This is a genomic window from Peribacillus sp. RS7 (assembly GCF_041956845.1).
Taxonomy (GTDB): Bacteria; Bacillota; Bacilli; order Bacillales; family DSM-1321; genus Peribacillus.
In genome coordinates, this window is the sequence record NZ_CP168135.1 from 2,253,225 (window position 1) to 2,273,370 (window position 20,146).

At 40.7% G+C, this 20,146-nt stretch carries 16 protein-coding genes; all 16 read left to right on the top strand.

What is annotated here, in order from left to right; translation table 11 throughout:
* Positions 1-2 precede the first annotated feature (2 nt).
* The 16 genes from ACDZ29_RS11605 (at position 3) to ACDZ29_RS11680 (ending at position 20,065) form a co-directional block, all read left to right on the top strand.
* Positions 3-701, top strand: coding sequence for a response regulator transcription factor (locus ACDZ29_RS11605; RefSeq protein WP_375090861.1), 699 nt, complete (start codon positions 3-5; stop codon positions 699-701).
* Complete coding sequence (locus ACDZ29_RS11610) at positions 694-1,782, top strand: ATP-binding protein (RefSeq protein WP_375090862.1); 1,089 nt, start codon at positions 694-696, stop codon at positions 1,780-1,782. The genes ACDZ29_RS11605 and ACDZ29_RS11610 overlap by 8 nt, the downstream gene beginning before the upstream one ends.
* 83 nt (positions 1,783-1,865) lie before the next feature.
* Complete coding sequence (locus ACDZ29_RS11615) at positions 1,866-2,744, top strand: D-alanyl-D-alanine carboxypeptidase family protein (protein ID WP_370013601.1); 879 nt, start codon at positions 1,866-1,868, stop codon at positions 2,742-2,744.
* Positions 2,741-3,214, top strand: coding sequence for a VanZ family protein (locus tag ACDZ29_RS11620; protein ID WP_375090863.1), 474 nt, complete (start codon positions 2,741-2,743; stop codon positions 3,212-3,214). Before ACDZ29_RS11615 ends, ACDZ29_RS11620 begins: the two co-directional genes overlap by 4 nt.
* 273 nt (positions 3,215-3,487) lie before the next feature.
* Positions 3,488-4,657: an ATP-grasp domain-containing protein gene (locus ACDZ29_RS11625; RefSeq protein ID WP_375090864.1), complete on the top strand. Its 1,170-nt coding sequence runs from the start codon at positions 3,488-3,490 to the stop codon at positions 4,655-4,657.
* A gap of 13 nt (positions 4,658-4,670) precedes the next feature.
* A complete protein-coding gene (locus ACDZ29_RS11630; protein ID WP_375090865.1) occupies positions 4,671-6,365 on the top strand; it encodes a methyl-accepting chemotaxis protein in 1,695 nt (564 codons plus the stop codon).
* A gap of 324 nt (positions 6,366-6,689) precedes the next feature.
* Positions 6,690-6,890 carry a cold-shock protein gene (locus ACDZ29_RS11635; RefSeq protein ID WP_034304915.1) on the top strand — a complete coding sequence of 67 codons (201 nt, stop codon included), beginning with the start codon at positions 6,690-6,692 and terminating at the stop codon, positions 6,888-6,890.
* Between the two features lie 534 nt (positions 6,891-7,424).
* Positions 7,425-7,796 (top strand): metalloregulator ArsR/SmtB family transcription factor, encoded by a 372-nt coding sequence (locus ACDZ29_RS11640; protein WP_289318686.1) that lies wholly within the window; start codon positions 7,425-7,427, stop codon positions 7,794-7,796.
* A complete protein-coding gene (locus tag ACDZ29_RS11645) occupies positions 7,789-9,912 on the top strand; it encodes a heavy metal translocating P-type ATPase (protein WP_375090866.1) in 2,124 nt (707 codons plus the stop codon). The genes ACDZ29_RS11640 and ACDZ29_RS11645 overlap by 8 nt, the downstream gene beginning before the upstream one ends.
* Positions 9,913-10,314: 402 nt before the next feature.
* Positions 10,315-11,580 carry a GTPase HflX gene (gene hflX, locus ACDZ29_RS11650; RefSeq protein WP_375090867.1) on the top strand — a complete coding sequence of 422 codons (1,266 nt, stop codon included), beginning with the start codon at positions 10,315-10,317 and terminating at the stop codon, positions 11,578-11,580.
* 714 nt (positions 11,581-12,294) lie between these two features.
* Positions 12,295-13,656, top strand: a complete 1,362-nt coding sequence (locus ACDZ29_RS11655) for an NAD(P)-dependent oxidoreductase (protein WP_375091132.1) — start codon at positions 12,295-12,297, stop codon at positions 13,654-13,656.
* Positions 13,657-13,682: 26 nt separating this feature from the next.
* On the top strand, positions 13,683-14,969 hold the full coding sequence (gene preA, locus ACDZ29_RS11660) for an NAD-dependent dihydropyrimidine dehydrogenase subunit PreA (protein WP_289318690.1): 1,287 nt from the start codon (positions 13,683-13,685) through the stop codon (positions 14,967-14,969).
* A gap of 14 nt (positions 14,970-14,983) precedes the next feature.
* A complete protein-coding gene (gene hydA / locus ACDZ29_RS11665) occupies positions 14,984-16,402 on the top strand; it encodes a dihydropyrimidinase (protein ID WP_375090868.1) in 1,419 nt (472 codons plus the stop codon).
* Positions 16,403-16,444: 42 nt separating this feature from the next.
* Complete coding sequence (locus tag ACDZ29_RS11670) at positions 16,445-17,929, top strand: NCS1 family transporter (protein ID WP_375090869.1); 1,485 nt, start codon at positions 16,445-16,447, stop codon at positions 17,927-17,929.
* Positions 17,930-17,947: 18 nt separating this feature from the next.
* Positions 17,948-18,163: a hypothetical protein gene (locus tag ACDZ29_RS11675; protein ID WP_057915016.1), complete on the top strand. Its 216-nt coding sequence runs from the start codon at positions 17,948-17,950 to the stop codon at positions 18,161-18,163.
* Between the two features lie 267 nt (positions 18,164-18,430).
* Complete coding sequence (locus ACDZ29_RS11680; protein WP_375090870.1) at positions 18,431-20,065, top strand: PucR family transcriptional regulator; 1,635 nt, start codon at positions 18,431-18,433, stop codon at positions 20,063-20,065.
* Positions 20,066-20,146: the final 81 nt, after the last annotated feature.

The following is a 20,146-nucleotide window of genomic DNA, read 5'->3' on the forward strand; positions in this document are numbered from 1 at the left end:
AGATGAAGCGGATTACCATATTGATAGCTGATGATGAGGTGGAAATTGCTGACCTGGTCGCTTTGCATTTGGAGAAAGAGGGATATAACTATATCAAGGTATCGGATGGGAAAGAGGCCATTCGTGTTATTAGCGATCAGAAGATAGACTTGGCCATCTTGGATATCATGATGCCGGAGTTGAATGGCTATGAAGTTACCCGTCAAATTAGAGCGAAATATCAAATGCCTATCATTTTTCTTAGTGCAAAAAGTTCCGATCTGGATAAAATCTCCGGATTGGTGATGGGGGCGGACGATTATATGACCAAGCCTTTCAACCCAATGGAATTGGTCGCACGCGTGAATGCGCAATTGCGACGGGCAATGCAGTTGAATCAAGTTTCAAACGAAAACGAATCTATATTGGAAGTCGGCGGTTTGATCATTTATCCGGATCAGCGCAAAGTGATACTATATGATGAAGCCATCGAACTAACTCCGAAGGAATTCGATATTTTGGTTCTCTTAGCCGGTCATTCCCAAAAAGTATTTAGTGCGGAAAGTATTTTTCAAAATGTATGGGGCGAAGCGTATTATGAAATGGGCAATAATACTGTCATGGTTCATATTCGTACGCTAAGGAAAAAGCTTGGCGAGGATAAAAATAAAAACAAGTTCATCACGACAGTTTGGGGAGTGGGATATAAATTCAATGGCTGACATGTTACGAAGCTTCCGGGCTAAAATGATTGTATTGCTTGCATTGAGTATGTTGATAGCCGGAACCATTACCTTCCTGATATATAAAGGGCTTCAACTTTATTATCATACGAATGTAAAGGTCGAAGATCCATTGTTCCGTTTGCGTTTGATCATGAATATATATGGAGATCTAAACTTCTTTTTAATCATTTTTATCCCACTTTCGATACTATTCTTCTTTTTCCTTACAAAACCTTATGCGACATACTTTAATAAGATTTCCAATGGAATCAATGATCTCGCAAATGGTGACTTTAAAAGCAGAGTCGACATCTTATCAAAAGATGAGTTCCAGGATATAGCGGAAGATATTAACCGGGCAAGTGAGAAATTACAAGAAGCCGTAGAAAGAGGCGATTTTGCAGAAAGCAGTAAGGATCAATTGGTTCTGAACTTGGCCCATGATTTACGTACACCTCTAACTTCCGTTTTGGGATATTTGGACTTTATCCTTCGAGAAGAAGATTTACCTGCAGAACGAATCAGGCATTTTACGAAGATTGCTTATACGAAATCCCAACGTTTAGAGAAACTTATTGATGAACTTTTTGAAATAACCAGAATGAACTATGGCATGCTTCCATTAGAGAAAAAATCCCTCAATTTAAGTGAATTGCTCATTCAATTAAGTGAAGAACTATATCCACTCTTCGAAAAAAACCACTTGAGTGCAAGATCGACTCTTCCATCGCATTTAGATATTTCAGGTGATGGCGACCTATTGGCGCGTATATTCGAAAACTTATTGACCAATGCCGTACGTTATGGAAACGATGGACAGTTCGTGGATATCCTTGGTTTCACTGATAAAGGGGAGGTTGTGGTGCAAGTTATCAACTATGGAACTTGTATACCTGAGGAAGAACTACCTTATGTTTTTGATATGTTCTACACAAATGATAAGGCGCGGTCCCATAAAGATGGAAGCACGGGTCTCGGTTTATTCATCGCAAAAAATATTGTCGAACAGCATAATGGAACGATATCCGTTAAAAGCGATTCTGTACAGACTCTATTTGAAGTGCGATTACCGCAGTGATTTAAGAAAAATTTTATAATTTCCCCACTATTTTTTTAAACTATTTTTCCTAACCTATAGAAAGAAGGTTAGGAGGACTGTTCATGAAGAAGTGGGTTTTTTTGTTTGTTTTATTTTTGCTGTTTGCACGTGAAGTAAACGAATATAAATCTGACGGTGATTTTCAAATTATTGATGAAAGACATGGTCTAAGGGTTCCGAAGGAGAGTGGAACGTTAGAAATAGCTAAGGATCAGGTTTACCAAGGGAATTTGTTATTGGTCAATAAGGAACATCCTGTACATCGGGGAGGGATCAAATCTGATGTGGTTAATCTATTTCAACACAAAGAACTAATAGAGGGATATGGTCTGTTGGACGAAAGGATTCGCTTGTCACAGGGTGTGGCAGAGAAATTCTTGGAAATGGTTCGTGCGGCTGAAAAAGACAATGTCCGTCATTTCATGATTAGCAGCGGGTATCGGAATGAAGAGGAGCAAAGTCAGCTCTATCAAGAAAAGGGGTCTGCATTTGCTTTACCAGCTGGCTATAGTGAGCACAACTTAGGGTTATCACTTGATATAGGCTCCACCTTATCAGGTATGAATGAAGCCCCGGAAGGAAGGTGGCTGCAAAAGAATGCCTCGAAATACGGTTTTATTTTACGTTATCCGGAAAATAAAAAGGCTATTACAGGAATAGAATATGAGCCATGGCATTTCCGCTATGTTGGTCTTCCCCATAGTAGAATCATGCAGAAAAAGAATTTTACATTGGAAGAATACCTTACTTATATAAAAGAGAAAAAGAAAATTGGGGGAACCATAGCGGGTGTGGAATATGAAGTCTCTTATTATCCTGTATCCTCAAAAAAGACGGTTAAGCTACAGGCCAACGCGTATGAAGTATCTGGAGATAATATGGGTGGAGTCATCGTGACTGCTTTTTCTTCTGTGCATGCACGTGATGGGCAAGAGAAATGAAGAAAATAATAATACAGGATATCATTATTCCAGCTTTGTTTGCTAGTTATATATTTTTGCTAACCAAAGTCATTTTATTTAAGTTTGGCCATATTGATATAACTTTTCTTCTGGAACAGCTTCAAAGTAATCTAAAAAACCCAGTAAATATGAAGGATAGATTATTATTGTTCGGTAATTTCATACCGCTTAATGAAATAGTGAGTGCTGTCCAAAATAGGACGTATCACAATATATTCAATTTGCTAGGAAACATCACATTATTCATTCCTTTTGGTATATTTCTACCTCTCGTTATTGGAAAGGGATATATAAATCTAAAGAGGGTATGCTGTATTTCCTTTATAGTAAGTCTTTGTTTTGAAGTCTCTCAGGCTGTCTTTAATATCGGCATCTTTGATGTGGATGATCTTCTATTAAATACGTTTGGCGGAATGCTAGGGTATGCCCTATTCAAGTTCGGCATCTAATCGAAAAACGATCAAGTATTATTGTAGATGTACAAGAATGAAAGGAGTTCCTTCAACATGAGCATAGATAAAAGGAGAGCCCGGGGCTAGATCCGGGCTTTTTCTATGTCCTCAAATGCTTTTTTTAGTTGGAGTCGATAGGTAAAAAGGTATATTGAAATTTTAATTTTTTAATGTGAAATTAATAATAAATACCTATATAAGCTAAATACTTACCGCTTTTAACCGATTAAATATGGAGATACAAAAAACAGTATAAGTTAGGTGGAAAAAATGATTATTTTGAATGAGTCCATTGTGTCGCCAATTCTTCTAAAGGTGTTGGAGGAACAGCAAATTCCAGTGCTGGAACAAGGGCAATGGGGAGAAACATCAACATCAGAAAAGCTAAACATTCAAAAAGATACCGAATTTTTCAAGTCCATGGAAATGGGCCAAAGAATTCTTACAAACTCTGAAAATGGCATTACATTATTAGGTCATTTCCGACCAAATAACAATGAGTACATATGGTCAAAGTTATTGAAGGATAAGAGTCAGGTGCGGAATTTAACGAAATCTTTATATCCTGATTTCTATTTCCAAGATATTGATTTATCCATGATAAGTGACCTGGATAAAAATCAAATACCGTTTCCGGTAGTTATCAAACCCAATATTGGCTATTCAAGTGTAGGGGTGCATAAAGTCAAGAATGAACAGGACTGGGATATAGCCGTGAACCAGCTTAAAGCGGATTTACTTCATTCGGATGGATTATATGATTCAGAAGTGGTCGGTTCCCAGACCGTTTTAATAGAGGAGTGGATTCAGGGTGAAGAGTATGCCATTGATGGTTATTACAATCAAGTTGGCGAACCGGTCATTTTGAATGTCTTCAAACGATTATTCAAGGACGATTACGATACTTCCGATCGAATTTATTATACTTCGAAGTTGGCCATTAATGAAATCTATAATGATGCACTAAAGTTCATGAAGAATATCCAAACGGTCCTTCCACTTAGGAATTACCCTGTACACTTCGAAATTCGCAAAAAAGGAAACCGGGTGATACCTATCGAAATCAATCCTCTGCGTTTTGCTGGAGCGGGTACAACGGATCTAGGGTACCATGCGTATGGGATGAATATGTATGAACATTATTTTTCAGGTACCAAACCCGATTGGAATCGGATATTGGAAGAGATGGACGATAATATATATAGCTTTTTCTTTGCAGAGTTACCACTGGAAATAAATCTGGAAGATGTTGCACGTATTGATCATGATGCACTTTGTCGTGAATTTGAACATGTTTTGGAATATAGGCAGCTTCCTTTTCAAAATGACCGGAGCATGGCAATCATATTTTATAGAAGTGAGGATTTGAACAAAAATCTCCAGTTGCTTCATTTGGATTTAATACCATATTTGACTATAAAACATCTGGCTTTTATCTAAGGGGGGCATGGGAATGAGATTTTCAAAGCTGAATCCTAAAAAATCTTTACTGGCAAAACTATTCTTGTTTTATATCATTCCATTCATACTTTTCGCAGGGGCGATGGGCCTTTGCTTTTCCTATATTACTAATAAAATGATCAATGAGCATGTCCTTCCGCAATTCGATGAGCGTCTTTCTGAAAATGCCCACAGTTTAGCAGCAAGCCTCAATCCTACTTTGATAAAGAATGCTTCGGAACGGGGAGAAGTAATTGTGAGGCAGCTAGATGCTTTTGTAGAAAATAAAAAGGGAATTGAGTACGTTTATGTATTGAAGCGCGAGAATGATGCCGACGTGATTGTAGCCTTGAATGGCAGCACGGATTTCATGGTGGAATCCCCTTTTACGCCGGAACAGGCAATATCGATAAATGGAAAAGAAGACGTATTGAGTGAAATATATAAAGATAAGTGGGGCACACACAAGTCGTACTTTACGCCAATCGAAGGAACCGACGCCATTGTGGGAATCGATATGGATGCAAAATTCATTGATGAATTGAAGAGCACAATGTTATTCTATAATATCTTATTTCTTGCAAGTGCCATTATATTAGGTGTGCTATGCGCCGTTGTCATCGGGAAAAAGATCTCGGGACCCGTTAATAAACTTGTAGGTTACACGAATGAAATGGCAGAAGGGAACTTAAGTAAATCGATACCCATTGGTAGACAGGATGAGATTGGCGATCTGTCAAATGGATTCGAAGATATGAGATTAAGTTTGTCCCATATAATTCAGAATGTCCGTGAACACGCTCAAACGATGAATCAAACGACAGTGTCCATTCACCAATCCTTTGAGGAGATGGTGGAATCCTATGGGCAGATAGTGACTGGGACAACGGAAGAAGCAAAAGCCTCAGAAGAACGTGCCCATCATATTGACCGAATTTCCAATATGATCAGTGACTTAACGGATACAATCCGTTTAATGAGCGAACAAACGAATGAAATGAATGAATTTACGATGCATACGAATACACTTGCTGAACAAGGAAGTAAACAAGTGCAGGATGTAACGAGCCAGATGGATAAAATCATGGAAAACGGCCAATCGAATAAAGTGAATTTGGTGAGCCTGGAAGCTGATGTAGTGAAGATAAACGAAGTGATTGGCTTAATAAGGGGCATTGCTTCCCAGACCAACCTGCTATCATTGAATGCTTCCATTGAAGCGGCACGGGCGGGGGATGCAGGCAGAGGTTTTGCTGTAGTCGCTCAAGAGGTGCAAAAATTGGCTGTGCAAACAGATGAATCAATCGATATCATTTCTGAGTCGATTACGCGGATCAATGAACAAACAGCCAAAGTCATCCAAAATAATGATGAAAGTTTTCAGGATATAATAAATGGTGTTTCCTTAGTGGAAAACAATGGAGAGATTTTCAATAAGATATTCGAATCCGTAGAGAAATTGTTGAAAGGCACAGAACAATTAGCAAGCCATTCGAAAAAAATCAATGAGTCTTCGGATGAAAGCCTAGCATCCATTCAGGAAATTGCAGCGATTTCAGAAGAAGGAGTCGCAACAACGGAGCAAATATCGGCAGCCGCAATTCAACAAAGTACCATAATGACTGGATTCAAGGAGCAAAACGAAGAGTTAGCAAATGAATCGGCCATATTAGAGGGGATGGTAAAAAAGTTCATTACGGAAAAATGATATATTTGATGTAAAAAAAAACCTCTTGTTAACGTTGTTTACAAGAGGTTTTTTTTTTGTGGAAATGGCATGTGGGTCATTTGCTGTAATAGATAGAGTCACATTAGACCAAGATTATTTCTATGTGAATTTATAGAGTATTAAAAATTGCTTGAAAAAAGTTTATCCAAACCATTTGCAATCGCTGCCATTTAATGTTATGCTTAGTCTTAATTATTTTTGTTCGGTACTAAGGATACTAAAAGTACTACTTTTCGTTTTCGATGATGACTTAGAGCAAGGATAGTAATACAATGTGCTTAAATGCACTAGGAGGCAACAACAATGGAACAAGGTAAAGTAAAATGGTTTAACGCAGAAAAAGGTTTTGGATTCATCGAACGCGAAAACGGAGACGACGTATTCGTACATTTCTCAGCTATCCAAAGCGAAGGTTTCAAATCTTTAGACGAAGGCCAAGAAGTTACTTTTGAAGTAGAACAAGGTCAACGTGGACCTCAAGCTTCTAACGTTCAAAAAGCATAATTTCAAAAACAAAAAAAGACAGATCCTAGTAATGGGATCTGTCTTTTTTTGTTTTGAAAAAAACATTACAAAAAACCCTGCTCAACGAAAAGCAGGGTAAACGGTACAAGTAAAGTAAAACGCTTAAAAAGGTTTGACTAAGTATATCATAGTTTTTCTAGAAAATACTAAATTAAATATATAATACTTATCAAGGTACTGTTAGGGAATTACTGAAATCATTGGATTGAAGGGACATGAAGGAATTTCTGCCCCTTCTTTTTTTTGTCACGAAGATAAAAGTTTCGGTTACCAAGATTCGGGAAGGTTGGATGGGTTCCTGGAAAGAGGACAGCCTGCCCTTTAAGGGCGGATCAAAATCGCGGGAAGTGAAACAAAAAACGATGGCCCTCATATAAAGGCATATAGGGCACTTTCGTTAAGGTATCGGAAAAGGAGAAGCAAGAATAGTAAACATTCAAATGTGGATTTGAATATTCAGGGAATTATGTTATATTATAATCAAACGAAGATTTGAATGAGAGGTGTGAGAAGATGGCGGAACTGAAAGATATATGTGATGTCCACTTGCATGATGAAGTGAAGGTTAATCGCATTCAAGAAGAAATGAGCCAGGTGAATATATCCAGCATGTCGAAGCTGTTTAAAGTGATAGGCGACGAAAATAGGGCAAAGATAGCTTATGCGCTCTGTACGGACGAGGAATTATGTGTGTGCGATCTGGCCAATATCATTGGTGCTTCGATGGCGACAACGTCACATCATCTTCGTACCCTTTATAAACATGCAATCGTAAAATACCGAAAAGAAGGAAAGTTAGCTTTTTATTCTTTGGACGATCACCATATTAAACAATTGATTCTCATTGCATTAGAACATCAGCAGGAGGTAAGGGTCGATGGCTGAGTCCCCATTAAAAACATATCGTATTCAAGGTCTATCTTGCACGAATTGTGCGGCTAAATTTGAGAACAATGTCCGTGATCTGGAGGGTGTGGAGGATGCCAAAATCAACTTTGGGGCTTCAAAGATTTCGGTACAGGGTAGCGCGACCATTGAAGAGATTGAAAAGGCGGGTGCTTTTGATAACCTGAGAATCCGTGGTGAGCAGGAACGGGTGACGCAAAAGGAACCATTTTGGAAGCAAAAAGAAAATATTAAAGTGGTGTTCTCGGTTATCCTTTTGCTAATCAGCTGGATATTGGATAATCGATATGCTGATGGAGGCATCATGCCGGTAATCGGTTATGCGGCTGCAATCATTGTTGGCGGATATTCATTATTTGTCAATGGGTTGAAAAACCTCGTCAGACTTCGCTTTGATATGCACACCCTTATGACGGTTGCCATCATCGGAGCGGCTGTGCTGGGTGAATGGGGTGAGGGGGCAACTGTTGTCATTCTATTTGCAATAAGTGAAGCACTGGAAAAGTATTCGATGGATAAAGCCCGGAATTCTATAGAATCATTAATGAATATCGCACCTAAAGAAGCCTTGATCCGTAGAGGACATCACGAAATGATGGTTGCTGTTGATGAGATTGAAGTGGGCGACTTCATGATCGTTAAACCCGGTCAAAAACTTGCTATGGATGGCAGGATCATGAAAGGGGCGTCGACACTTAATCAAGCAGCCATTACAGGGGAGTCCGAGCCGGTTTTTAAAACGGTTGAGGGTGAAGTATTTGCCGGAACCTTAAATGGTGAAGGCTTGCTCGAAGTGAAGGTCACGAAGCGAGTCGAGGATACGACTATTGCAAAAATCATCCACCTTGTTGAAGAAGCACAGGCTGAAAAGGCCCCTTCCCAAGCATTCGTGGATAGATTCGCAAAATTCTATACTCCGGCCATTATGCTTATAGCCTTGGCCATTGCCGTGGTACCCCCGATTGTGATGAACGGGGATTGGAGTGAATGGATTTACCGGGGATTGGCTGTACTGGTTGTCGGTTGTCCTTGTGCATTGGTCATTTCTACCCCCATCGCCATTGTGACAGCTATCGGAAATGCCGCGAAACATGGTGTGTTGATTAAAGGCGGGGTCCATTTGGAGGAAACAGGAGCCTTAAAGGCGATTGCATTCGATAAAACGGGTACTTTAACAAAGGGCGTACCGGAAGTGACTGATTTCAAAGTGTTATCCGATGTGTTGAATGAACAGGAGGTGCTGGCGATCGCTGCTGCTTTAGAAAGCAGATCACAGCACCCACTTGCCACGGCCATTCTTCAAAAGGCGGCAAATCATGATGTGGATTATCATTCTGTAGTGGTAGAGGATTTTACTGCGATCACGGGTAAAGGTATAAAAGGGAAAATCAATCAAGAAATCTATTACATTGGTAAACCCCATCTCTTTGAGGAAGTGGCAGGCCTAGTATTCTCTGATGATGTCCTTAATTTAATCAGCGGCTATCAAAATGCAGGGAAAACGGTGATGGTGCTTGGCGATCAAATGAAGCTCCTGGCACTCATTGCTGTGGCAGATGAAATAAGGGAAAGCAGTAAGGAAGCAATTCGGAAACTGCATGCATTGGGCATTGAAAAAACGATAATGCTGACCGGGGATAATATCGGAACGGCAAAAGCTATTGGAGCGGCAGCAGGCGTTCACGAGATCGAGGCGGAGCTATTGCCACAAGATAAACTGACCATCATCAAACAATGGAAACAAAAATATGATCGAGTGGCCATGATAGGTGATGGTGTCAATGATGCTCCGGCCTTGGCAGCTTCCACGGTAGGAATTGCAATGGGCGGGGCGGGTACTGATACGGCCCTTGAAACAGCCGATATTGCCTTGATGGGTGATGACTTATCGAAGCTGCCGTATACAATCAGCTTAAGTCGCAAAACATTAAAAATCATTAAGCAGAACATCACGTTTTCATTGGTGATAAAAATCCTGGCGTTATTATTGATAGCACCGGGCTGGTTAACACTTTGGATGGCAATTTTTGCCGACATGGGTGCGACGTTATTAGTTACATTGAACAGTCTTAGATTACTGAGAATAAAAGAATAGAATGATATGGGCTTCCTGGTGCTTATTAAGGTGCTGGGAAGCTTTTTTTTATGCACTTTCCAATTGTTTCATGTGAAACTTTGAAAAAATGCATCCATTTTTCCTTTGAAAACGTAAATGGATCAGAGCACTGAAAATGTTAAGGGTGTCCCAAGGGAAAAATCATGATAGTCAATCTATAGTAAAAATATCAATAGGATATAAAATGACAGGTCCTAATCAGTCTGTTATTTTTTTGTTGAATTTTCTTTTAAGTAAAAGGAATTCTAATAAGAACATTTTGCTTGGGCAAGATCGTTATCCAAGAGATGGTCAGTATGCTACAATGTGGCTGACTTAGAAGCATGGTAGGTTTGTTTAAGTATAATATAGGGAGTAAGGTATGTAAGGAAAGGATTTGAAATGATGGAATTACAGCAGAGGGCAATCTTGGTTGGAGTCAATCTCAACGGTCAAAAGGATTTTGAGTATTCAATGGAGGAATTGGTCAATTTAACGGAAGCGTGTGAGGTAGAGGTTGCAGGGACCATCACACAAAATTTGCATCGGGTGAACTCATCACATTTTATCGGTACCGGGAAGATTGAGGAAGTAAAAAATCTCGTTGAGTATAAAGAAGCTAATGTCGTCATTTTTAATGATCAGCTCTCCCCTTCGCAACTTCGGAATCTGGAGAGGGACATGGATTGCAAGGTGATCGATCGGACAATCTTGATTCTGGACATCTTCGCGCATCGGGCGAAAACGAAGGAAGCGCAGCTTCAGGTGGAAGTGGCGAAGCTTCAGTATATGCTCCCGCGTCTCGTTGGTTTAAGGGAGTCATTAGGGCGTCAAAGTGGTGGAGTCGGTACAAACAAAGGGGCAGGTGAAAAGCAGTTAGAGCTTGACCGCAGGAGAATCGAGGAAAATATAAGTGTTTTGAATAAAGAACTGGAAGACCTTGTTGCACACCGGCAAACGCAGAGGAAACAGCGAAAAAAGAATAGCATCCCTGTCGTATCCTTAGTCGGTTATACCAATGCAGGGAAATCTTCGATCATGAATGCTCTGATTGGGATGTACCATCCAACAGCCGAGAAGCAGGTTTTGGAAAAGGATATGCTTTTCGCTACACTTGAGACATCCGTACGAAACATACCGCTGCCGGATAACAAGGAATTCTTATTGACGGATACGGTGGGCTTTGTGTCTAAATTGCCCCATCATCTTGTGAAAGCATTCCGATCCACATTAGAAGAAGTGGTGGAAGCGGATTTGTTGATCCATGTTGTCGATTTTTCCAATCCTAATCATGAACAGCAAATAGAGATAACTGATAAGACGTTAAATGAGATAGGCATTAAAGGGATTCCAACGATTTTTGCCTATAATAAAGCGGACCTTACCGATTTGGAAATCCCTCAGGTGAATCGTGGCTCTGTATATATGTCAGCGAAAAACAAAGTTGGCATCGAGGAATTGATCAATCAAATTCGCAGGCATATTTTTGTCGACTATACTCACTGTGAAATGCTGATTCCATTTGATCAAGGACAGCTGGTTTCCTATTTCAATGAAAATGGTCATATTACGGAAACTGAATATGAGGCAAACGGATATCGAATTAAGCTTGAGTGCAGGAAAACAGATTATGAGAAATATAATCGGTACGTTATTCATCAAGAATGAGATTGGTTGTTGATAAGTTGTTAACAGCATGTTGATAAGTGGAAAAATAAATTGGTAAATGTGGATAACTTTTGTATATGTGCTTCTGTTCTGCGAAAACAAAGAGAATAAAGCAATATGTTTTGTGTATAAGTTGTGGATAAAAGTAAAAGTCCTAGGGAATCTTGAATAAAGTTTCTGGGCTTTTTTTTATGTGGACAAAGTGTTGATAAGTAGATTTTCGGAACAAATCATCAAAGAATATCATTAGGTATGATGAATAATAAGTTTGAATGTAGAAAAATGACGATGTTTATCATTTATTGTTAGGAAATATAACATGGATATTACATATTGCATATCTTACAGCTGGCAATACTTTACACTTTGTATAATGTAACTTACTTTTCAACATTATAAAATAAAGAATACTCATTTCTAAGATAATCATCAGGATTTGAGTTTTTAAGATTAGTAGGGGGGGCTTTTTATGGCCGAAGGAAGCGGGGACCGAGGCATGGCCAGTGAGAGAATGATAGAAAATAATATACGGAAAGAGAGAATTTTGGCAAGGAAATCGCCATGACTGTCTGTTGAATAAATTGGTGAAAGCCATGTGGCAATTTTTTCAATCCTTTAAATGTGTGAGAATTGTATTTTTAGAGTAATGGATGCAAATCCTCCCTTTTTATTTTTCAAAAAATAAATTTTTGGAAGGAGAAATAGTGGATGAGTATGACTAGCCCGTTAAAAGGTGGCCTAGAGATTAACTTTCAGGAAGCGGAGAGGGGTTTGTCCCCTAGGGAAGCTTTGGAAGAATCGAATCGATGTTTATACTGCTATGACGCCCCATGTATCCAAGCCTGTCCGACAGGGATAGATATTCCAAGTTTTATTAAGAAGATAGCTTCAGGTAATTTTAAAGGTTCAGCCAAGACGATCATGACGGCCAATCCTGTCGGTGCCAGCTGCGCGCGGGTATGTCCGACAGAAGAGTTATGTGAGGGGGCATGTGTCCTGAACCATTCTACAAAGCCAATCATGATTGGCGATCTCCAGCGTTATTCCACAGATTGGGCCATCCAAAATAAACAAGCCCTGTTCAAGGCCGGGAAGAAGAATGGCAAAAAAGTTGCCATTGTAGGAAGCGGTCCAGCGGGCTTATCTGCAGCTAGGGAATTAGCCTTGCTTGGCTACAGTGTAACCATTTTCGAAGCTGAAAAAAATTCAGGCGGTTTAAATACTTACGGAATTGTGTCTTTCCGTTTGCCTCAGAGCATTTCTTATTGGGAAGTCGAACAAGTGAAGAGTTTGGATGTCGAAATTAAAACGAGTACACGGGTCGGGGTTGATGTTTCCGTAAATCAGCTGACAGCCGACTATGATGCGGTCATTTTAGCGATTGGCATGTCCGATGTTCCGAAGCTTGGAATTGAAGGAGAAGATTTGGATGGAGTTTATGATGCAATCGAGTTCGTCAAAGCAACGAAAACGGAGGCCATCACTGATAAATTCATTGGGAAGAAGATGGCGGTAATAGGGGCTGGAAACACGGCGATCGATGCAGCGACCTGCTCTGTCCGACTGGGTGCCGAACAAGTGAGCATTATTTATCGTCGTACCCAAAAGGAAATGACAGCTTATGATTTTGAATATGAGTTTGCCAAACAAGAGGGTGTCGGGTTTCACTGGCTGACTAACCCCTCCAGGATCCTATCGGATGAAAGCGGTCAGGTAACGGGCATCGAGTGTGTGAAAATGGTTCTTAGCGAGGAGGCAGGGGATGATGGCCGCCGCCGTCCAGTCCCGATTTCGGGATCAGAGTTCGTCATACCGGTTGATGGAGTCATTCGTGCTATAGGCCAATCCAGGTATATAGGATTGATTGAACAGTTTGGCATACAACATGAAGATGGCGTCGTTACATTGGAGGGAGATTCCTACAGAACATCTAATGAAAAAGTTTTTGCGTGCGGGGACGTGATTTTTGGAAAAGGCCAAGGTGAAGCAATGGTTGTTTCAGCTGCCCAGCAAGGGAAGAAGACAGCCTATGAAATTGACTCGATTTTAATGAGCGAAGCGGTGGATATTGCTTAATAACTATGAAAATTAGGAGGCTTATCATGGCTGATTTATCAATTGATCTCGCAGGTATTAAATCTCCCAATCCTTTTTGGCTTGCTTCAGCACCACCTACTAATTCGGGTTATCAAGTACAGCGGGCATTTGAAGCTGGCTGGGGAGGAGCTGTTTGGAAGACATTGGGTGACCCCATCCTGAATGTCTCATCACGTTTTGCAGCTGTCAGTTTTAATGGACAGAGAGTTGCCGGGTTCAACAATATAGAATTGATTACGGATCGTCCGCTTGAAGTGAATTTGAAAGAAATATATGAAACGAAGAAGAGATTCCCTGATCATGCAATCATTGCATCAGTGATGGTAGAGCCACAACAGGAAAAGTGGCATGAGATCATCAAGCGAATAGAAGATGTAGGGGTTGATGGTTACGAATTGAACTTTGGCTGCCCGCACGGTATGGCAGAGCGGGGGATGGGAGCTGCTTCGGGACAGGTTCCCGAACTTGTGGAAAAGCAAACATATTGGGCGAAGGAAGCTGCATCCAAACCGGTCATCGTCAAGCTTACACCGAATATTACCGACATTACGGTTACGGCTGAAGCGGCGGTGCGCGGCGGTGCGGATGCAATAAGCATGATCAATACAATTAACAGCTTGGCAGGAGTGGATATCCATTCATGGAATACGATTCCCCATGTAGGCGGAAAGGGAGCTCACGGAGGGTATTGTGGCCCTGCTGTGAAGCCAATCGCATTGAACATGGTGGCAGAGTGTGCAAGGAATCCAATGATTAATGTTCCCATTTCCGGAATAGGCGGCATTTCAAATTGGCAGGATACAGTGGAATTTTTATTGATGGGTTCAACGGGAGTGCAAATTTGTACGGCTGCCATGCATCACGGTTTTAGGATAGTGGAGGACATGATTGATGGCCTGTCCAATTACCTTGATGAAAAAGGGATCTCGTCTGTGATGGATATTGTCGGTAAGTCAGTACCGCGCTATTCCGATTGGGGGAATTTAGACCTTAATTATAAGGTCGTTGCACGCATTAATAATGATGTGTGCATTAACTGCAACAAATGCCATATTGCCTGTGAAGATACTTCTCATCAATGTATAGATATGTTAAAGGACACGTCAGGCAGCTCCTTCTTGCGAGTGCGCGAGGAAGATTGCGTAGGCTGTAATCTTTGCTCGATCGTTTGTCCGGTAGATGGGGCTATCGATATGATCGAATTGACAAATGAATTACCGCCAATGACGTGGAATGAACGCCAATCGTTCCTTGGGGGCATCGGCAGTGAAAGTGTTGATTTCGTAAAATGATGGAGGGGACGAATTTGAAGAAAATCATTAAAAATGGAACGATCGCTACGGCTGCAGATACGTATCAAGCCGATATATTAATTGAAAATGAGAAGATTGCAATGATTGGCATGGACCTGACTGCTGAGGGGGCTGAAATCATTGATGCAAAAGGTGCTTATATTTTTCCGGGAGGCATTGACCCACATACCCATCTCGATATGCCGTTTGGGGGGACAACGACAAAAGATGATTATGAAACGGGGACGATTGCGGCTGCCTATGGAGGCACGACAACGATCATTGACTTTTGTTTGACCGAAAAAGGGGTGCCGTTAAAGAAAGCGATAAAAACATGGCATGAAAAGGCCAATGAAAAAGCGGCCATAGATTATGGTTTTCATTTAATGATCAGTGAGATTAATGATGAGGTATTGTCTGAGTTGCCAAGTATCATCGATAATGAAGGGATTTCTTCCTTTAAAGTGTTCATGGCTTACAAGAATGTTCTTCAAGCCGATGATGCCACGCTATACCGCACATTGTTGCAAGCGAAGGAACTTGGTGCACTTGTCATGGTTCACGCTGAAAATGGTGATGTCATCGATTATCTTACAAAGCAGGCGCTTGCTGAAGGTAACACAGATCCAATTTATCATGCGTTAACAAGACCGCCAGAGCTTGAAGGGGAAGCAACTGGACGGGCAGCTAAACTGACGGAAATGGCAAACGGTCAGCTCTATGTCGTTCATGTCACCTGTGCAGATGCAGTTGAAAAGATTATCGAGGCCAGAAATAAAGGGGTGGATATTTGGGGGGAGACTTGTCCGCAATATTTGGTCCTTGACCAATCTTATCTCGAAAAGCCCAATTTCGAAGGATCTAAGTATGTATGGTCCCCGCCATTAAGGGAGAAGAAAAACCAGGAAGTGCTTTGGAATGCTTTAAAAATGGGACAGCTGCAAACGATCGGCTCAGATCAATGCTCTTTTGACTTTAAGGGACAGAAGGACCTTGGACGTGAAGATTTCACGAAAATACCGAACGGCGGTCCAACGATTGAGGACCGCATGAGTATCCTTTTTTCAGAAGGCGTCAAGAAAGAGCGTATTACCTTGAATCAATTCGTCGACCTGACTTCCACGCGTGCTGCGAAACTATTCGGGTTATTCCCTAAGAAAGGGACGATTGCAGTAGGGTCTGATGCTGATATTGTCATTTTTGACCCGGAAGTGGAAAGGACCCTTTCTGCAGATACTCATCACATGGCTGTAGATTATAATGCGTTTGAAGGTATGGAAATTACAGGTGAACCGGTTTCCGTCTTATCCAGAGGTCAATTCGTCATTAAAGACAAACAATTTGTAGGTGAGGCTGGAAAAGGGCAATTCCTGAAACGGGCAAAATATAATACAGCTCTGAAGCCGCATTCAGGGAAAAAGCTTCCAGTCTGACTTCGGTAAGGAATCATGCAAATTAATATAGGGGGATTTTATATGAGTGAGAAGAAAGATTATTTAAAGTCTCCCGATTTGCTGCCTATACCTCATAGTGAGAAAAACATAAGTGCAGCCGGATTTGGTTTTATTTGGGTGGGCATGGCTGTAGTATTGGCTGCCTTCGCGATCGGTGGGAACGGTGTTCAAAGTTTATCTTTAGGCTGGGTCGTTCTTGCAACGATCATTGCCTGTGTGGTTCTCGGCTTTCTGATGACAATGACAGGGGATATTGGTGTTGAGCACGGAATATCCTTCCCAGTCTATATGAGGGCGCCGTTCGGTACGATTGGCACCCATATCCCTTCGGTTGTACGGGGGTTTGTAGCTTCATGCTGGTTTGGCCTTAACACATACTTTGGAGCTACCGCAATGAATGCTATCTTTACAACCCTTTTTGATTTTGATAATTGGTTTATCTGCTTCCTCATTTTTGCCGTTTTACAATTGGTCAACACAGCAATGGGAATAAAGTCGATAGAACGTTTTGCCGACTTGGCAGCGCCCGTTATCATTTTAATTTCTGGCTGGATGTATTTCACTCTTTCCGATCAAGCTGTGGCCCAAGGAAGGGATGTATGGTCCTGGATTGAAAGTCCGGTCACTGGCGGGGCTGCCGTTACGGCATTCATGGTCGTCATTATGGCCAATATGGGATTTTGGGGCACATTAACTGCAGATATGCCAACACTCTCCCGCTATATAAAGGCACCAAAAAATGAAAAAAATTGGTTCAAGCGCAATAAGGGGCAGATAATTGGGAATATTATCACCTATCCCATCACTCAGACTTTCATGGTCATAATCGGAGCGGTTTCTTATATGGCTGTTTCTAATTATGATCCCGTAGTTGCTATTCAGGGATCAGCAAGTGGAGTTGCTCTCGGGGTCCTATTAATCATGATCGTATTTGCTCAATGGTCGACGAATACTACGGCCAATGTCATTCCCGCAGCTACCATTTTCTCCAATATCATGGGTCCTAAAATGCCATTTTGGGCAGGCGTCGTTGTAGCAGGGGTTATTGGGATAGTAGTTCAGCCATGGAGCCTGTTCGGCATCATAATAGAAGTTTTATTAATAATAGGTGGAATCCTGGCATCCATTGTCGGCATCCTGGTAGCGGATTATTATTTTCTCCGTAAACGGCGGGTTAATGTCCAGGAGCTCTATGAGAGCGATGGTCAGTATAAATACTTGAATGGAGTGAATTGGGCAGGAATCATTTCTTGGGTGATTGGAGGAATCGGTGCAACGATTTTTTCAAATTATTCGTTTATTATTGGCTTTGTTCTTGGCAGTGCAAGTTATTATATCTTGGCTAAGTATTGGTGGTTCAAGAAATATGAACAAGCTGAAATCATTGATCCAAGCGATGAGAAATATTTGGGTATTTCCGTCGGCAGGGATTGGAAAGTCGAAAAAGGTCCAGAACTTGAAGAAGAGATGGTTATTACGGCTTCAGCTGGTAAGGGGAACGTGTAAAAAAAAGGGGGAATGGAAATGTCCGAATATCAAGAGTATCGCTTAGAAAGGGAACAAATTGATTTTTTACTTGAAAGAGGATATCGAATCACCCGGGTTTCAGAAAATTTAAGCGGAGCTTTTCTCGATTTTGAACTGATTGAAGGAACGAAGCAGGAATGGAAGCAATTGAACATCAAAACCCCTGAAGGAAGAAAATACTTCTCTACCCTGCTTTTCAGGAAATTGAATTGAAATAGTTATGAACCGGGCCTATTCCACATGAATGGGTCCTTATTCTTGTACCTGTTTAGACTTTCATTAAAAGAGGGTAATGATAGATGTTGAAAGTGAATGAACAGGTAATGTGGATTTTTGTTTCCCCAGGAGCCATGTGCATGTGGAAAAGTGGCGAATTTTTTGTAGAATTTTGACGTTAGATTTTCTGACAAGTGTCTGGAGATTTAAGGATTGTCCGTTTATAATAGATTTTAAAGCAGTTTTATAAAAGGATGTGGATGGATGAATACATCGATTACAATCGAGGAAATTCTAACACGCAAGCATTTTAATCTGACGGATATAATTGCAGGTAGCAGTGGGATAAAGCGTCAAGTGAAGTGGGTCCACTGCATGGAAGTCACCCAAATCAGCCATTTGTTAAATGGAAATGAACTGATTCTGACTACCGGTTTAGGGTGGAAAGATTGCGATGACACATTTCTATCTTACTTAAAACAGTTAATTGAATGTAATGCAGCTGGACTCTGTATAGAGATTGGCGCCAACACCATGGCAGTGCCGCAATGTGCAATTGATCTTGCAAATGAACAGCAATTCCCTATCATCCTTTTTCATGAAGAAGTCCCTTTCGTGGAAATCACTCAGGATATTCATTCCCTTATCATCAATAAACAATATCAAATGATCTCCAACTTAGAAAACTACTCCCAGCAGTTAAATAAAAATCTCCTCGAAATTGACCATTATGAACCAATTCTAAAATTTCTCCACAGCTATTTAAATGTACAGGTTATTCTTATCTTCAATGAGAACGATATAGCCAGCATTCCAAAAACAAAGAAAAAAATAACCTATCAAATGGTAGCGGACATATACGAAGAAAAGCGAAAAATGGATAAAACCGTTTTTAGACAGCCAATTCAAGTACTTGGTGAAAATTATGCGGAACTGCTTATTTGCAGCAACGACAGAGAACTGACGGACTTTGATTCACTGATTTTGGATCGAACGGCTACCGCATTGGCACAGCATTTATTAAGGGAATTATATATAGAAGAAAAGAAAATGTCGGAGGAGAGTAAATGGCTTACAAATTGGATTGAAGGTGAGTATAGTGACGAAGCAATCCGGGAAAGGCTTTCCTATATTGATCCGAAAATGCAGTTGGATGGCGGAATTGTTTGCATTTGCAAACAACACCCAAGGTATAATAAAAGTTCTGCAAAATTAGATGGAACCTATTTTAAGATAATGTTTAAGACAGTTTTTGAACAGTACGGCTTTCAGATATTTTCTATGGAAATACATCAGCATCTAGTTTTTATTTTAGGTGATAATCGTTCATCTGAAGATTGGAAATCAAGGGTGACAAGCGCAGTGGACCGAATCATGAAAATGGATGTAAGCGGGCGTAATCGTATGAGTCTGCTTTCCATTGGTTTTGGAAAGCATGTTCAAAGGTTAAGTGAGATTTATAAAAGTTATGAAACGGCCCGCGAGACTCTGCTGCTTCAGGATACCTTACCAGAGGATAACAGGAGCTTCTTTTATCAGGATTTACATATGCATCGCATGATTTCGCTCATAAATAAACATGGTAATCTGGAGGAAACGGTGCATGAGTATTTAGGTCCCGTCATTGAATATGACAAGCAAAACAATGGTGAGTTAATGCCTACCCTGAAGACCTATCTTGCTTGTAATGGTTCTAAACAGGAAACATCAAAACAACTATTCATTGTCCGGCAAACGCTATATCATAGGCTAGAAAAATTGGAGAAACTTTTAGGTGCGGATTTTATGCGTTCAGATAAGCGCCTTGGCCTTGAATTCATGATTTTTGCATTGGACTTCTTACAGTACAGCAGCAGGAAGGTCAGTGGAAAATATGTAGATAAATATATTGGTAAGTAAAAAATAGTTGCGACTGCAGGGTGTCCCAAGGACATCCTTTTTTGAATGTAAGGAAAGGGAAACTAATACAAGGTTAATGCT

Excerpts from the sequence above, each read along its gene's own strand:
- ACDZ29_RS11605 (WP_375090861.1), top strand. The coding sequence starts at position 3 with ATGAAGCGGATTACCATATTGATAGCTGATGATGAGGTGGAAATTGCT.
- ACDZ29_RS11610 (WP_375090862.1), top strand. The coding sequence starts at position 694 with ATGGCTGACATGTTACGAAGCTTCCGGGCTAAAATGATTGTATTGCTT.
- ACDZ29_RS11615 (WP_370013601.1), top strand. The coding sequence starts at position 1,866 with ATGAAGAAGTGGGTTTTTTTGTTTGTTTTATTTTTGCTGTTTGCACGT.
- ACDZ29_RS11620 (WP_375090863.1), top strand. The coding sequence starts at position 2,741 with ATGAAGAAAATAATAATACAGGATATCATTATTCCAGCTTTGTTTGCT.
- ACDZ29_RS11625 (WP_375090864.1), top strand. The coding sequence starts at position 3,488 with ATGATTATTTTGAATGAGTCCATTGTGTCGCCAATTCTTCTAAAGGTG.
- ACDZ29_RS11630 (WP_375090865.1), top strand. The coding sequence starts at position 4,671 with ATGAGATTTTCAAAGCTGAATCCTAAAAAATCTTTACTGGCAAAACTA.
- ACDZ29_RS11635 (WP_034304915.1), top strand. The coding sequence starts at position 6,690 with ATGGAACAAGGTAAAGTAAAATGGTTTAACGCAGAAAAAGGTTTTGGA.
- ACDZ29_RS11640 (WP_289318686.1), top strand. The coding sequence starts at position 7,425 with ATGGCGGAACTGAAAGATATATGTGATGTCCACTTGCATGATGAAGTG.
- ACDZ29_RS11645 (WP_375090866.1), top strand. The coding sequence starts at position 7,789 with ATGGCTGAGTCCCCATTAAAAACATATCGTATTCAAGGTCTATCTTGC.
- hflX (WP_375090867.1), top strand. The coding sequence starts at position 10,315 with ATGATGGAATTACAGCAGAGGGCAATCTTGGTTGGAGTCAATCTCAAC.
- ACDZ29_RS11655 (WP_375091132.1), top strand. The coding sequence starts at position 12,295 with ATGACTAGCCCGTTAAAAGGTGGCCTAGAGATTAACTTTCAGGAAGCG.
- preA (WP_289318690.1), top strand. The coding sequence starts at position 13,683 with ATGGCTGATTTATCAATTGATCTCGCAGGTATTAAATCTCCCAATCCT.
- ACDZ29_RS11670 (WP_375090869.1), top strand. The coding sequence starts at position 16,445 with ATGAGTGAGAAGAAAGATTATTTAAAGTCTCCCGATTTGCTGCCTATA.
- ACDZ29_RS11675 (WP_057915016.1), top strand. The coding sequence starts at position 17,948 with ATGTCCGAATATCAAGAGTATCGCTTAGAAAGGGAACAAATTGATTTT.
- ACDZ29_RS11680 (WP_375090870.1), top strand. The coding sequence starts at position 18,431 with ATGAATACATCGATTACAATCGAGGAAATTCTAACACGCAAGCATTTT.